This window comes from Actinobaculum sp. oral taxon 183 str. F0552 (assembly GCF_000466165.1).
Classification (GTDB): domain Bacteria; phylum Actinomycetota; class Actinomycetes; order Actinomycetales; family Actinomycetaceae; genus Peptidiphaga.
This window is the reverse complement of sequence record NZ_KE951440.1, coordinates 1-13,204: the sequence shown is the minus strand read 5'-3', so window position 1 is coordinate 13,204 and position 13,204 is coordinate 1. Positions and strand designations below refer to the sequence as shown.

General features: G+C 67.9%; 14 protein-coding genes. 10 read left to right on the top strand and 4 right to left on the bottom strand.

Annotated elements, in window-relative coordinates; genetic code table 11:
* The coding region (locus HMPREF0043_RS10270; RefSeq protein ID WP_021602309.1) for an endonuclease/exonuclease/phosphatase family protein at window positions 1-820 on the top strand (820 nt) is incomplete at its 5' end.
* Window positions 821-1,024: 204 nt separating this feature from the next.
* Here the strand turns inward: HMPREF0043_RS10270 and HMPREF0043_RS07050 are convergent.
* Window positions 1,025-3,190, bottom strand: coding sequence for a glycoside hydrolase family 32 protein (locus tag HMPREF0043_RS07050; protein WP_084432401.1), 2,166 nt, complete (start codon window positions 3,188-3,190; stop codon window positions 1,025-1,027).
* Between the two features lie 317 nt (window positions 3,191-3,507).
* Between HMPREF0043_RS07050 and ptsP the strand changes: the two genes are divergently transcribed.
* Window positions 3,508-6,081 (top strand): phosphoenolpyruvate--protein phosphotransferase, encoded by a 2,574-nt coding sequence (gene ptsP / locus HMPREF0043_RS07045; protein ID WP_040318088.1) that lies wholly within the window; start codon window positions 3,508-3,510, stop codon window positions 6,079-6,081.
* A 14-nt stretch (window positions 6,082-6,095) separates the two neighbouring features.
* Window positions 6,096-7,898, top strand: a complete 1,803-nt coding sequence (locus tag HMPREF0043_RS07040) for a PTS transporter subunit EIIC (protein ID WP_021602305.1) — start codon at window positions 6,096-6,098, stop codon at window positions 7,896-7,898.
* Window positions 7,899-7,912: 14 nt separating this feature from the next.
* On the opposite strand, the gene HMPREF0043_RS11130 is transcribed toward HMPREF0043_RS07040, so the two are convergent.
* Complete coding sequence (locus HMPREF0043_RS11130) at window positions 7,913-8,119, bottom strand: hypothetical protein (protein ID WP_021602304.1); 207 nt, start codon at window positions 8,117-8,119, stop codon at window positions 7,913-7,915.
* A gap of 71 nt (window positions 8,120-8,190) precedes the next feature.
* Here HMPREF0043_RS11130 and HMPREF0043_RS07035 point away from each other — a divergent pair, with 71 nt between their 5' ends.
* From HMPREF0043_RS07035 to HMPREF0043_RS07020, 4 genes are all read left to right on the top strand, one after another.
* Window positions 8,191-8,520, top strand: coding sequence for a PadR family transcriptional regulator (locus tag HMPREF0043_RS07035; RefSeq protein WP_021602303.1), 330 nt, complete (start codon window positions 8,191-8,193; stop codon window positions 8,518-8,520).
* Window positions 8,520-9,041, top strand: a complete 522-nt coding sequence (locus HMPREF0043_RS07030; protein ID WP_021602302.1) for a permease prefix domain 1-containing protein — start codon at window positions 8,520-8,522, stop codon at window positions 9,039-9,041. The genes HMPREF0043_RS07035 and HMPREF0043_RS07030 overlap by 1 nt, the downstream gene beginning before the upstream one ends.
* 33 nt (window positions 9,042-9,074) lie before the next feature.
* Window positions 9,075-9,296 (top strand): hypothetical protein, encoded by a 222-nt coding sequence (locus HMPREF0043_RS07025; RefSeq protein WP_021602301.1) that lies wholly within the window; start codon window positions 9,075-9,077, stop codon window positions 9,294-9,296.
* Between the two features lie 174 nt (window positions 9,297-9,470).
* Window positions 9,471-9,797 (top strand): hypothetical protein, encoded by a 327-nt coding sequence (locus HMPREF0043_RS07020; RefSeq protein WP_021602300.1) that lies wholly within the window; start codon window positions 9,471-9,473, stop codon window positions 9,795-9,797.
* 72 nt (window positions 9,798-9,869) lie between these two features.
* On the opposite strand, the gene tpx is transcribed toward HMPREF0043_RS07020, so the two are convergent.
* Window positions 9,870-10,370 (bottom strand): thiol peroxidase, encoded by a 501-nt coding sequence (gene tpx / locus HMPREF0043_RS07015; protein ID WP_021602299.1) that lies wholly within the window; start codon window positions 10,368-10,370, stop codon window positions 9,870-9,872.
* A 168-nt stretch (window positions 10,371-10,538) separates the two neighbouring features.
* Between tpx and HMPREF0043_RS10265 the strand changes: the two genes are divergently transcribed.
* From HMPREF0043_RS10265 to HMPREF0043_RS07000, 3 genes are all read left to right on the top strand, one after another.
* Window positions 10,539-11,117, top strand: a complete 579-nt coding sequence (locus tag HMPREF0043_RS10265) for a phage holin family protein (RefSeq protein WP_198010303.1) — start codon at window positions 10,539-10,541, stop codon at window positions 11,115-11,117.
* Entirely contained in the window at window positions 11,114-11,431 is a 318-nt protein-coding gene (locus HMPREF0043_RS10260) for a DUF3618 domain-containing protein (protein WP_021602296.1), read from the top strand. The genes HMPREF0043_RS10265 and HMPREF0043_RS10260 overlap by 4 nt, the downstream gene beginning before the upstream one ends.
* Before the next feature lie 234 nt (window positions 11,432-11,665).
* Window positions 11,666-11,869 carry a DUF3073 domain-containing protein gene (locus HMPREF0043_RS07000; protein ID WP_021602295.1) on the top strand — a complete coding sequence of 68 codons (204 nt, stop codon included), beginning with the start codon at window positions 11,666-11,668 and terminating at the stop codon, window positions 11,867-11,869.
* A gap of 176 nt (window positions 11,870-12,045) precedes the next feature.
* On the opposite strand, the gene purM is transcribed toward HMPREF0043_RS07000, so the two are convergent.
* Window positions 12,046-13,155, bottom strand: a complete 1,110-nt coding sequence (gene purM, locus HMPREF0043_RS06995) for a phosphoribosylformylglycinamidine cyclo-ligase (protein ID WP_084432404.1) — start codon at window positions 13,153-13,155, stop codon at window positions 12,046-12,048.
* Window positions 13,156-13,204: the final 49 nt, after the last annotated feature.

The following is a 13,204-nucleotide window of genomic DNA, read 5'->3' as shown; positions in this document are numbered from 1 at the left end:
GCCGCGGCCGACGAGGCGGGGGCCGACCGGGTTCGCCCTCGCGTGCTCCGCGCTGTTCGCCGTCCCGAGCCTCATCCTGGCCGCCAGCCCCGGCTTCGGGATCGCGAGTGCGAGGGGCGAGAGCTCGAGTTCCACGTCCTCGACCGCCGTATCCGTGATCGCATGGAACGCGGCCGGGCGGGCCGGCCCTGAGGAGATCCGCGACCTGCTCGACGGGCGCGACCCGGATGTGATCGTGCTGCCCGAGTACCGCGACGGCGGGGAGGCCGGGGCGCGCCGGCTCGCCGGCATGCTGGCGGCGTCGGGCCGCGACCCCCGGAACTACTCCGTGTTCTCGTCGCCGACGGATCCGGCGTACGATCCGACGACGGTCGCCATCCACAAAAGGCTCGGCGAGTATCGGGCCGCCGGCGGGATCGCGACGACGTTCGGCAGCCTCACCCTGCGCCCTTCGGATCCGGCGAAGCCGACGATCGTCGCCGTTCACACCGCTCCGCCCGTTCCAGGGCTGATGGGCCGCTGGCGCAGGGACCTGGACGAGGTCCGGGCGTACATGAACCGCGAGAGGGGCAGGGCGATCCTGGCCGGCGACTTCAACGCCACCCTGCGACACGGCGGGCTGGGGAGCAGTCCGCGGTGGGCGGACGCACTCGCCTCCGCGGGCTCGTGGGAAGGCACCTGGCCGAGTTCGCTGCCGGCCGCCCTCGCCTCTCCTATCGACCACGTCTTCGTCAACTCCGGGGCGTCGGTGGTCTCGGCGGAGGTCATCGGGCTGGGCGGATCCGATCACAACGCCGTCGCCGCGCGCGTAGCCTTCTGAGGGGAGGCACGGCCGCAGGGATGCGCGGTGTCCGGCGCGTCGCGACCTTCTGCGTGTCGCGGCCGGGCGGTGCGCCGGTGCCCGCAGCGGATCGCACGCGGCGTCTCTTCCGGGCTTCCTTCCGATTCCTCGCCCGCGCACCGCCGCGGCCACGCCCACCCGGAGACCGCATGGACGGGCACCGCCTGCCGGGCCCGCGCCTATCTACCGGTACGACCCCAGGTGCCACAGGCTGAAGTTCCGCACTCGGGCGGTTCCCCCCTCGGCGAAGAGGGCGACCTTGTCGGACTTGCCGGCGCTGCCCGCGGCCATGCCTCGGGGGTAGACGGTCTCCGTCATCACGAGCGTCCCGTCGGCCGCGAACACCTCGACGGAGGAGGCGTCCACGACGACGCGCAGCCGCACGAGGCCGTCGCCGTCGGGCTCCAGGCTCGCCGACCGCTGGCCGGGGAAGGACGCGGAGAAGCCCACCTCGCCCGAATGCGAGCGGTCGACGACCAGCTTGCGGTCCACCGCGTCGTAGTAGATCTCAGTTCCCTGGGCTTTCCCGCCCTGCGCGCCGCCGGCCCCTCGCTTGCCGCCTGAGAGGACGACGACGCCGCTCTTCTTCGCGGTGCCGGGGTCGAGCGCGAACGACACGTCGAGCGAACGCCCGCCGACCTCGGAGTCCAGCACGGTCATCCCGCCGTCCACCTTGAAGGCGCCCTTCTTGAACTCGCGGCCCGCGCGCAGGGAGTCCAGGGCCTTCACCGGTTCGAAGGCCAGGCGCTCGCGTCCGTCCACGGTTCGCAGGCTCAGCTCGCGCACTGCGCTCATGGCCGTCCTCCACGGCTTGGGGGGAACGTCCTTGGCGTAGGCCCAGTTCGACATCCACCCGATGGCGTACCTCTTGCCGCTCGGCGCGTCGTTCCAGGTCACCGAGGCGTAGTAGTCGCGTCCGTGGTCGACCTTCGGCACGGCCTCGTCGGCGTTCCAGGCCTTCGTGTCGGAGAGGACGAGCTGGTCGACCATGATGTGGCCCCAGTGGTTGTCCGTGCTGTTGTCCTCGATGACCACGCGCGCCTTCTTCCCCCGCCACTTGCGAAGGTTCAGGCTCTGCCAGGCCATCGTGCCGCTGTCGGTCCCCGTCGCGCTGGCCACCACCTTCCCGTCGACGACCACGTTCACCGACGCGTTCGACTTCTTGGCCGCCGACGGCTCGTAGGGGTGCCTGCCTCCGGCGACCAGGAGGTTGAGGCGGTTAGCGTCAATGGTGAACTCGGGCGAGGTCAGCGAGCCGGTGTCCCGGTCCCCGGCGCCGAAGCTGTCGACGTATCCTGCGCCGAGGTGCCCCGGCAGGTTCCCCGTGGCGGGCGCCTTTCCGAACGCCGTTCCCTTGCCGCCGGGGGTCCACGCCCCGTAGCCGCCGTCGTCGAAGGTCGCGAGCGCTTTCCCCTCCTTGCCGTCGTAGGCGGCGGGGGTGCGCGCCGTGAAGGCCTTCCCGTCCCAGTCGCCGACGAAGTACTGGGCCGTGGCCGAGGCGTTGACGGTGAGCACCCAGCGTTTCTTCGCGGGGTCGCCGTCCGTCTGCATGGGGAAGAGGTCGGGGCACTCCCAGACCGCCGACGCGTCGCCCGCGGGCCCGAAGTCCGACTGGTGGGTCCAGTTCTTCAGGTCGGGCGAGGAGTAGAAGGAGACCTTGTGTTCTTCGGAGAGGGCGACGGCCATCGTCCAGCGGCCCGCGGCCTCGTCCCAGAAGACCTTGGGGTCGCGGAAGTCTTTGGCGCCGATGTCCAAGACGGGCGCGCCGCCGTTGTACAGGGACCACGTGCGGCCGCGGTCCGTCGAGTAGGCCAGGGACTGCGACTGCTTCTGCTTGCCGCCCACGGTCTCGTGCCGGGTCCACACCGCCACCATGGCGGGCTTGCCGTTGCGTCCGAAACCGGTGGTGTTGCGCGAGTCGACGACCGCGGAGCCGGAGAAGACGGCGTACCGGTCCGTGGCTCGCAGGGCGACGTCGAGTTCTTTCCAGTGGACGAGGTCCGAGGAGACGGCGTGGCCCCAGGACATGTTCCCCCACTCGGAGCCTTGGGGGTTGTACTGGTAGAAGAGGTGGTATTCGCCGTCGTGGTAGACGAGCCCGTTCGGGTCGTTCATCCAGTTCTTGCCGGGGGTGTAGTGGGTGAGGGGGCGCCACGGGTCGTCGGGGTTCGCCCCCGGGGAGGGGGCCTCTTTCTTCACGGCCTTCACGGTCGCGCTCGACGAAGGGGCCGATGCCCGGGTCGAATGCCGTCCGCTCATCGCCACGGGCAGTGCGGTGACGCAGCTCGCCAGGAGCGCCACGGCGACGAGGCCGGCCCGCCTACTCTTCCTTCTCTTCTCGTGTCTCATGGTCTTCCCGTGTCTCATAGTCGGTCCCCAGCGATCTGATGGCAGCGCAGAGCGTGGTGGCTGAGTCCAGCGTATCAATATGTGGATCCCTCACCGGGAGGAAAATACGGTGGCTAAGGGCCGCGCATTGGTGTATGAGAGGCGGCAAAGCCTTGATTCCCGCGGATCCGCCTGCGCCCCTCGTGGGCGCCGGCGGCGCGGACGGTCCGGTTTCCCCGGAATTGACCCTCGCATCTCGGCAGAATCTGGCATAGGCTCCACTACAGCGTCCCCCAACGGAGAGGGGCACGCATGACAATCCTCGAAGGGAGGCCCCCGTGAGTCAAGCGGCAACCCAGGTCAACATTATTTCCCCGCTGACGGGCATCATGGTGCCGATCGGCGACGTTCCGGATCCGGTATTCGCAAAGAAGATGGTGGGTGACGGTTTTTCCATCGATCCGCTGAGCAACACGCTCCTCGCCCCGATAGACGGCCAGATCGCCGATCTCCAAGCGGCTCGGCACGCCCTGACCATCCGCTCCGCGGACGGTCTGGAAATACTCATCCACATCGGCCTCGAGACGGTCGCGCTCGGCGGCAAGGGTTTCACCGCCCACGTCGCCCCGGGCGACGCCGTGAAGGCCGGCGACGAGCTCATCACCTTCGACATCGATCAAGTCGCCCGCGACGCCAAAAGCCTTCTCACCCAAGTCGTCATCACCAATGGAGAGCTCGTCGAATCCATCACGCCCACTCACGGTCTGAAGCACGCGGGCGAGGACGTGGCCGCCACGGTAGTCCTGAAGAAGGCCGTCGGGCAGGCCGAGCAGGACGGCGGCGAGGGCGCCACCGTCACCTCCGAGACGGTGGCGCTGCCCAATCCGACGGGCATGCACGCCCGGCCGGCCGCCACCCTCGTCGCGCTGGCCAAGAAGTACTCCTCGAACGTCAAGCTCGTGTCCGGGGACATGTCCGCCAACGCGAAGAGCATCGTCGCGATCATGGGGCTCGGCCTGGCTCACGGGCAGGACGTCGCCATCTCGGCGACCGGTGCCGACGCCCGGACCGCGGCGGCCGACCTCATCCAGGCGATCAAGGACGGGCTGGGCGAGGAAGCCGAGCCCGTCGCCGTCGCGCCTGCTCCGGAACCCCCTGCGGCGCCGAAGCCGGAACCGGCCAAGCCCGCCGCTCCTCCCCGCTCCGGCGATCCGAATACGCTCCTGGGAATCTCGGCGTCTCCGGGCCTGGCCGCGGGAACCGTCGTCCAGCTGCGAACGCAGGAGTTCACGATCGCCGAGCTCGGCCAGAACGCGGCCGACGAGCGCCGCACTCTCCGGGATGCAGTCGATCGCGCCATGTGGTCCCTCGGCGAACTGCGCGACGGTTTGGAAAAAGAGGGCAATTCCGAGAAGGCGGGGATCTTCGGGGCGCATCAGGAGATCCTGCAGGATCCCGAGCTGCTCGAACGGGCGGATGCGGAGATCGACGGCGGCAAGAGCGCTGCCTTCGCCTGGAGGAAGGCCTACACGGATCTGGCCGAGCAGCTGGCCTCGCTCGACAACGAGGTCCTCGCGGGGCGGGCCACGGACGTCCGCGACGTCGGGACCCGCGTGCTCGGGGAGATCACCGGCCAGCTCGTCGAAAAGCCGGATCTGAACGAGAACACGATCCTCGTCGCCAAAGAGCTCACCCCCTCCGACACCGCGCAGATCGACCGGGCCAAGGTCATAGGCTTCGCCACCGTCAACGGCGGCGTCTCCTCCCACGTGGCCATCATCGCCCGGTCGATGGACATCCCTGCCCTCGTCGGGATCGAGGAGCGCGCACTCGACATCGCCGACGGCACGCGGGTCGTGCTCGACAGCTCCAAGGGCGAGCTCCGCCTGAACCTCTCCGACGCCGAACTCCGGGCCGTCCGGGAGCGCCAGAGGAAACAGGCCGAGCGCAAGGCCCGCGAGGAGGCCGCCAAAGACGATCCCGCCGTCACCTCCGACGGGCACCGAGTGGCGGTCGTGGCCAACATCGGCGGAGTGGACGACGCGAAGGACGCGGCGGGGAAGGGAGCCGAGGGCGTCGGCCTGCTGCGCAGCGAGTTCGTCTTCCTCGGCCGCACCACCGCCCCCTCCGAGGACGAGCAGGCAGACGTGTACTCCCAGTGCGCCAAGGCCCTGCGGCCCGGCCAACCGCTGGTGATCCGGACGCTCGACGTCGGCGGCGACAAGCCCCTGCCCTACCTGCCCATCCCCGCCGAGGAGAACCCCTTCCTGGGGCTGCGCGGCGTGCGCGTGGGCCTCGACCAGCCGGAGACCCTGCGCACCCAGATCCGCGCGATCCTCGCCTCGGCGGGCGCCGGAGCGAAGCTGCACGTCATGTTCCCCATGATCTCCACCGTCACGGACTGGCGGAGGGCCAAGGAGATCTTCGACGAGGAGGCCTCCGCCGTCGCGTTCTCCGGCGAGGTGAGCGTCGGGATCATGATGGAGGTCCCGACGGTCGGCATCATGGCCGGGCAGTTCGCCGCCGAGCCCGGTTGCGACTTCTTCAGCGTCGGCACCAACGATCTGACGGCCTACACCCTGGCGATGGACCGGGGCAACGCCAACCTCGCCTCCCAGATGGACCCGTGCAATCCTGCCGTGCTCTCGCTCATCGGCCGGGCGGCGGACGCCCTCCACGCCAATGGCAAGTGGCTCGGGGTGTGCGGGGGCGCGGCGTCCGATCTGCAGGCCGTGCCCATCCTCGTCGGCCTGGGCGTCGACGAGCTGAGCTGTTCGATCCCGGCCATTCCCGCCGTGAAGGCCATGGTCCGTTCCTATGCGCTGAGCGCATGCCAGGAGCTCGCTTCCAAGGCGGTCGCCTGCTCCACCCCTGAAGAGGTCCGCGCTCTCGTCCCCGTCGACGAGATCTGAGGAGGAGAAGTCACATGAGCACTGCTGAAGAGATCGTCAAGGCCGTCGGCGGCCCCGACAACATCTCGAACCTGACCCACTGCGCGACGAGGCTGCGCTTCGAACTGGTGGACGGCTCCAAGGCCGACGCGGACAAGGTCGACGCTATCGACGGCGTCATGGGGGCGGTCCCCCAAGGGGCGAACCATTTCCAGGTCATCATCGGGGGCGCCGTGCAGACGGTGTTCAACGAGATCAACGCCCTGCCGGAGATGTCGAACAGAAAGCAGCCGACCGACGAGGAGGTCAAGGCGGCCGCCCGGGCGGGCGGCGTCCGCGGGAAGGCGGCGTGGGTCGACTCCTTCTTCGAGTTCCTCTCCGATTCCTTCCGTCCGGTCCTGGGCGCGCTGTTGGGAGCGTCCCTGTTCATCACGTTCATGTCGCTCATGACCACGATGAAGGTCATCGGGAACTGGGCGGACGATGAACAGGCCAAATTGCTGTCGCCCTCGTGGCAGTTCGTCAATCTGCTGTGGAAGTCGGTCCTCTACTTCCTGCCCCTCATGGTCGCCTACAACGCCTCGAAGAAGGTGGGGGCCGACCCGTGGGTCGGCTTCGCGATCATGGGCGTCCTCATGTTGCCGGGATTCCTCGCCCTAAAGCCCATACCCAAGGGAGAGGAATACGCCGTCGTCGACATCTTCGGCCTCCCGATGACGATATTCAACTACGGTTCGCAGGTCTTCCCGCCGCTGCTCATAGCCGCGCTGCTGGGGCCGCTGTACAAACTCCTGAAGAAGGTCATCCCGTCCAACATCCAGCTCATCTTCGTCCCCTTCTTCGCCATGCTCATCATGATGCCCTTGGCGGCGTACCTCATCGGGCCCGCCGGCGTCTACATGGGATCCTGGCTCGCCCACTCCCTGGAGTCGATCAACAGATTGTCTCCGCTCATCCTCTCGCTGTTCATACCCCTCATCTACCCGTTCATGGTGCCTCTCGGCCTGCACTGGCCCATCAACGCCATCATGCTCGTGAACATCCGCACCCTGGGCTACGACTACATCGAGGGCCCGATGGGCGCGTGGAACTTCGCCTGCTACGGCGCGACGGCCGGGGTGTTCTTCCTCGCCTGGCGCGATCGTGAGAAGCAGATGCGGCAGACGGCGACGGGCGCGCTGGTGGCGGGCCTGGTGGGCGGCATCTCCGAACCGTCCCTCTACGGCATCCATCTGCGGTTCAAGAGGATCTACCCGTTGATGCTCGGCGGCTGCGTCCTCGGCGGCCTCATCATGGGCCTCGGCGACGGCGTGACGGCCAAGGCATTCGTCTTCAGTTCGATCTTGACGATTCCTTCCTTCAACCAACCGGTCCTCTACACCGCCGGTATCGCCGTGGCCTTTGTCACGGCGATGGCCCTGGTCATCGTCTTCGACTATCGGGACGCCGACCAGAGGGCGGCCGCAAAGGCCTCGCGCAAGGGCGGACGCCCGGCGGCTCCGGCGGCCCAGGCTACGTCGACCGGAGCCGCCGAACCGGCCGACGTCGATCCCGTGAAGGTGGAGGCCTGCATAGTCGCCCTCGGCGGCCGGGGCAACATCGCCTCGAGCGACGGCGTGGCCGCCACGCGGTTGAGGGTGAAGGTCAAGGACTCCTCCAAGGTGGACGCCACGGCACTCGCCGACGCCGGCATCCACGGCGCGGCGGAGGTCGCGAAGCGCGTATGGCATCTCGTGGTCGGCCAGGAGGCCGGGGCCTTCGCCGAGGCCTTCGTCGAGGCCTACACCTCCCAGGCGGCGCAGCCCGCACCCGAGGAAGCGGCCGCGCCCACGGCATAGCCCGGCATAGCAGCTCAGGCGCTCACCCCGAGCATCGTCAGGTCTGAGCCCTCAGGGGCGTCCCGGAACCACCACCGGGGCGCCCCTTCCATGTCCCACGGTCCGTCTCCCGCCTCAGGCCCCGTTCCACACCCGGGCTCCCCGCGCATGAATCGGTCGGCGAGAGTTCCGAGGACGAGCCCGTTCGCCTCGCGTCCGGCTGGGCCCGGACGCCCTTTCATATACATCGTTTGACGTACTACGTCAGACGTAGTATCTTAGCGGTGAAGGAAACCCCATCCGAGGAGCGAGCATGATCAGCGCCGACGCGATCCGCGGCTACGTGGACATCATGATCCTCTCCATCCTGGAACGGCAGGCCTCCTACCCCTACGAACTCGTCAAGACGATCGCGCGCGTCTCCCGCGGCGAGTACGTCATCAAGCAGACGACCCTCTACTCCGCAGTCAAGCGGCTGGAATCCCAAGGTCTGGTGGACTCCCGCCCCGGCGTCTCGGAATCGGGCAAACCGCGCACCTACTATCGGATCACCGCCGCCGGCAACGAATACCTCCGCGCCAAATGCGAGGAATGGCAGGCGACCAAGGCAGTCGTCGACCGTTTCGTGAAAGGACAGAAGTAATGGACGTCATCATCGCCTACCTCGAGACGATGTTCTCCCCCTATCCGCCCAGCCCACGGCTGGACGAAGCCAAAGCGGAACTCCGCGCAATGATGGAGGACGCCTACAGCTCCCTCATCTCCGAGGGGAAATCCCACAACGAGGCGGTCGGGCAGGTCATCACGGAGTTCGGCAATCTCGACGAACTCGCCGAGACACTGGGGATCAGCACCGAGATCACCCGCACCTCCGATGCCTTCCCCGGCAACGCTCCACGTGACGGGGCGCCGAGGCAGGCCGCACCGCCGGCTGGCCCCGACGAAGGCTGGGAGCCCGACGGAAACCGAGAGGAGGGCCCCGTCACCGCCATCGTCACCTCGATCTACTGGGCGCTTCTGATAGTCGCGTATTTCCTGTGGAGCTTCCTCGGCGAAGGCTGGGGCATCTCCTGGATCATCTGGCCGGTCGGGGGAGTTCTCTTCGGCGCCATCCACACCGTCGTCGATACACTTGAGACACGCAGGAGAAAGCGCTCCCGCTGATTGCGCTGCCGCACAAGCGAAAGGGACATGCGAATGGCTAAAGAAACCTACCGATCAAACACCCAACGCACTAAGAGGACGATCAATTTCATCACAGCCGTTTACTGGCCGCTCCTCGCCTTCGCATACAGCATCTGGGGGTTGATCGCAGATAACTGGAACGATCCCTTGATCGTATTCTATGTGGGCACACCTCTCTACGTACTCGCCGTCGTCGTGATCGGCGCTGCGAAGAAGACTCTGCGCGAGGAGTGAGCCCGCGCGAGGACTGAGCCGAACGTCAAGCTCCCGCCCCCTCCGCTCCGGAGCGTTCCGTCATGCCTGCGAGTCGAGGCGTGGCGGAACGTGCGCGCCGACGCACTCAGAACCCATACCTTCTTCACATCGATTAAGGTATACGGGGAAAGACCATTCGTACCGGAGTCGCGCATGGACGATTACCCCACCGATCCCCGCAGGGACAAGCCCCTCGATTTCTACAAAGACGCGCCTTACCCGGGCTTTGAGAACGCTTCGCAGAAGACCAGGCCGCCCGCCCCTTCCGTCCGCGACGCCCCCGGGGCCCGGGAAGGCCTCAGCTGCTGCGCACAGGCCGCCCTTCTGTGCGGCTTCACGATCGTCTTCGTGCCCCTGGCGCTCGCCTGGGCGTTCAGCGCTTTCATAGGCGACGGCGACACCGGCCTCCTCGTCCTGATATGCGAAGTCCTCGTGTACTTCGCGGGCCTTTTCTGGATCCTGAAGTCAGGAAAGAAGTGATCGGCCCGGGAGCACGGCGGGATCCTCACCCCCGCCCCGCCGCATGCCCGCGGAGCGGGTTGACGGCAGCGCTCAGGCGTCGAGGGCCGCGAGGGCGGCCGCATAGTCGGGCTCGTCGGCGATGTCGTCGACGAGCTGGGTGTGGAGCACGCGGCCGTCGGCGTCGAGGACGACGACGGCGCGGGCCAGCAGCCCGGCGAGCGGACCGTCGGTCAGCGTGACTCCGTAGTCCTCGCCGAAACTGGAGCGGAAGCTCGAACCGGTCACGACGTTCTCGATGCCCTCCGCAGCGCAGAAGCGGCCGGCCGCGAAGGGGAGGTCGGCCGATGCGCAAACGACGACGATGCCGTCGAGATCCGCGGCCCTCTTGTTGAACTCGCGGACGGACGCAGCGCAGACGCCCGTGTCGATACTCGGGAAGACATTGAGGACGACGCGCTTGCCCGTCAGCGACTGGCTCGTGACATCGGAGAGGTCCGCGCCGGTGAGGACGAAAGCCGGGGCCTCGGTTCCGGGGGCGGGGAGCTCGCCGACCGTCGAAACGGGGTCGCCATGAAAATGAGTTGTGGCCATGTTTCAATTATCGGGATATTCACTTGAATATTTCAAGAGTGGAGATCGCGGCCGCTGAATTTCGCCTCGCCGATGAATCGCCTTTTCCCCCGACTTGGGCGAGAATTGGAACAAGCTGCAATGGCGGGCGACCATCGCCGGGCAATCTAAACCGGGAGAAGTATGAACGTGGAGAAATCGAACACCCCACAGGAAGAAGAGCTGCGAGCACGCGCCCAGGCGGAGTACGACAGGCTCAAAGCCCAGACGGGCCGGACGTCCACGCGAGACGGGAAGACACGGCACGGCGGGGACTCGCCCCGTCGCGAATGGACGGAGGCGACCGGCGGAGAGAACGGAGAGAAGCAGACTGACGGAGAGAGGCAGAGCATCGACTCCCTCGTGAATTCCGTGTCGTCTCAAGTCGCCACGCTCGTGCACGACGAGGTCGAGTACGCGAAGGCCAACGTCAAGGCGGCGATCCCCAAACTCACCGTCGGCGGCGTCCTCGTGGCGGCCGCCGCCTTGACGGGGATCTTCGCCTTCGCCATGATCCTCATGACCTTCGTCCACGTGCTCGCCGCGTTCCTCCCCATGTGGGCGAGCTTCCTCATCGTCGGCGCCGTCCTCCTGCTCCCGACGGGGATCTTCGCGCTCCTAGGCGGCAGAAAGTTGAAGGCGTTGAAGGCGCATCTGGCCTCTCTCAGCTCCCTTGGCGCAAACTTGGCCAAGGACGTCGCCGCGATCAAGAACGGAATGAAGAAGTGAGCGAAAAACGCAGCATCGAGCAGATCGAGGCCGATCTCCAGCGCACGCGCGAGGACCTCTCGGCCACCGTCGGCGAACTCGCCGAGCGCCTGGCTCCCAAGGCGTTGGCCGAAGACGCCAAGAAAGCGGCCAAGGCGACGGCCGAAGGCGCCAAGGAGGCGGTCAAGACCAGGGTCCGAGAGGTCAAAGACCGCGCCACGGCCCTGGTCGCGGACGCCAAGAACGGGGACACGACAGCGATCGGGATCCTCGCCTGCGTGTCGACGGCCGTGATCGGTTATATAACGCTGAAGGCCGCTCGCAGGGGCCATTAGCGACCCTCCGAGAGCAGAAGCCAGAACAGCCCAAAGCAGCGACGACTGCGTCTTGAGGACGGGGAGGGCGGCTCCGTCGCGGTCGAACGTCGACGCATCAGTTACGCCCACGGTGTTTTCCGTCAACACGTGGCATCGGCGGGGTCCAAGGCGCTAAACTAGGACCGCGAACGGACGATTAACCAGATGGGGCGCCTCGAGCCCGCCCCGCGATGAGACGAAGGGGGTCGAGCCATGGGGCGCGGCCGTCAAAAGGCTAAGCAGCGTAAGGTAGCCCGGGATCTCAAGTATTTCACGCCGGATACTGACTACCAGGCGCTCGAGCGCGAGCTCCGAGCGGCCAACAGCAGCGCGAACGAGGACGAAGACGAGGATTACTACGAGATCCCCCCGGCGACGGACGATTGGGACGACGGTCCGCCGAAGCGTTCACGTTGAAGCATTCCGTGGGAGTGGGTTTCACCCGCTCCCACACCTTTTTCCGGGCTGCCTTCGGCTTTCCGGGGGCGTCTCCGGGCGGGTTCCGGTTAGCCGGTGCCGCCCCGGACGCGCCAGGCGCCGAGCGCACCGCAAGGTCGAGCCCTCCGGAGAGGCCGGCGAGCCACCCCGACGCGCTAAGCGTACCGGCCGGACATGCGCACGCTGCCGGCGTCGGCGCCCTTCGTTCCGCGAACCGTGCGCTGCCCGCCTCTCGCGTCGGGGACGGGACGGCCCGCAGGAGCACCCGGGCTCGCCGCGGAGGCGCCTTCGGCCCCGACACGGCCGATCTGCCACGCCTCGACGCCGGCCTGCCGGCAGACGCCCTCGGCGACCTCGGCGTCGGCCTCGGGCAGGAGGGCGACCATGCCGACCCCCATGTTGAGGGTGTCCTCCACGTCCCGCCATGTCAGGCCGCCGAGCGAGCGCAGCAGCGCGACGACGGGCGGAACCCCGATCCGGGAGCGATCGATCCGCGCGCACAGCCCGGGCGGCACGACCCTCGCGAGATTCGCCGCGAGGCCGCCGCCGGTCACGTGGGAGAAGGCGTGGACTTCCAGACGCCCGGCGAGGTCCAGGCACAGCGGCGAGTACAGGCGCGTCGGCTGGAGGAGCTCCTCGCCGAGCGTGCGCCCGAATTCGGGGACGTGCCGTTCCAGCGGCCACCCGGAGTCGGCCACGATGCGGCGCACGAGCGAGTACCCATTGGAGTGCAGTCCCGAAGCCGCCAGGGCGAGCACGACGTCGCCCCGGCGGACGCGCTCGGCTCCCAAGACGGCGTCCGCTTCGACGACGCCGGTGGCGGCCCCGGCGATGTCGTATTCCTCGGGGGCCATGAGGCCGGGATGCTCGGCGGTCTCCCCGCCCAGAAGGGGAACGTCGACCGCCCGGCAGGCCCGGGCGACGCCCCGAACGATGTCGGCGATGCGTTCGGGGACCACTCGGCCGCAGGCGATGTAGTCCGTCATGAGGAGGGGGCGGGCGCCCACGACGGCGATGTCGTCGACCACCATGCCGACGAGGTCCTGGCCGATGGTGTCGTGGACGTCGAGCGCCCGTGCGATCGCGATCTTCGTGCCGACGCCGTCGGTCGAGGTCGCGAGCAGGGGTCGGCGGTACGCGCGCAGATCGGAGACGTCCACCATCCCGGCGAAGCCGCCGAGCCCGCCGACGACCCTGCCGGTGAGCGTCCGGCCGACGGCCGCTCTCATGAGCTCGACGGCCGCGTCGCCCGCCTCGGTGTCCACGCCGGCCGCCGCGTACGCGGAGCCGGTCTCGGCGCGCCGAGACCGAGCC